The organism is Vibrio sp. D431a, from assembly GCF_030248655.1.
GTDB lineage: Bacteria > Pseudomonadota > Gammaproteobacteria > Enterobacterales > Vibrionaceae > Vibrio > Vibrio alginolyticus.
Map to the genome: position 1 here is coordinate 1 of NZ_JAHGAP010000099.1, position 638 is coordinate 638.

At 51.9% G+C, this 638-nt stretch carries 1 protein-coding gene; it reads right to left on the reverse strand.

Annotated features, from left to right (window positions below; all coding sequences use genetic code 11):
- Positions 1-638 (reverse strand): cadherin-like domain-containing protein (locus tag KJB35_RS28195; protein ID WP_285469897.1); only part of this gene is annotated, 638 nt, incomplete at both ends.

The following is a 638-nucleotide window of genomic DNA, read 5'->3' on the forward strand; positions in this document are numbered from 1 at the left end:
ACGCTAAACGTTAACTCGCCATCCACGTTATCCACATCGCTGAAAGCGGTATTCAGATCGATGCTGTATGGGGTGAAATCTTCCGCCAAGGTTTGGTCTGCGATGTTGCTTTCAACCACAGGCGTGTCGTTCACCGCATTCACGGTGACGTTAACCGTCGCTTGGTCAGTCAGCGCACCATCGGTCACGGTGTAAGTGATTTCGGCGTCGCCATGGAAGTTCTCTGCCGGTGTGAACACCAGTTTTCCATCAATAATTTCGACTGTACCTTGTGTTTCAGGTACAGACGCTGATTGGATAGACAGCGTATCGCCATCCACATCGGTGTCGTTTGGCAGGACATCAATCGTCACTGGAGTATCTTCGTCAGTAACAGCGGTATCATCTTTTGCCACTGGCGCATCGTTGACTGGCGTCACATCGACGTTCACCGTGGTGGATTCACTGACGCCCCCGGAGGTAACGATGTAGGTGAAACTGTCTGTACCGTGGTAGTTGTCGTTTGGCGTGTAGGTTACGCTGCCATCCGAGTTGACCGAGACCGTGCCGTTAGCTGGACCATTGTTGGTATCCAGCGACACCACTTTATCGTCGCCTTCGAACGTGTCGTTACCTAAAACCTTGATGATGGTTGGCGT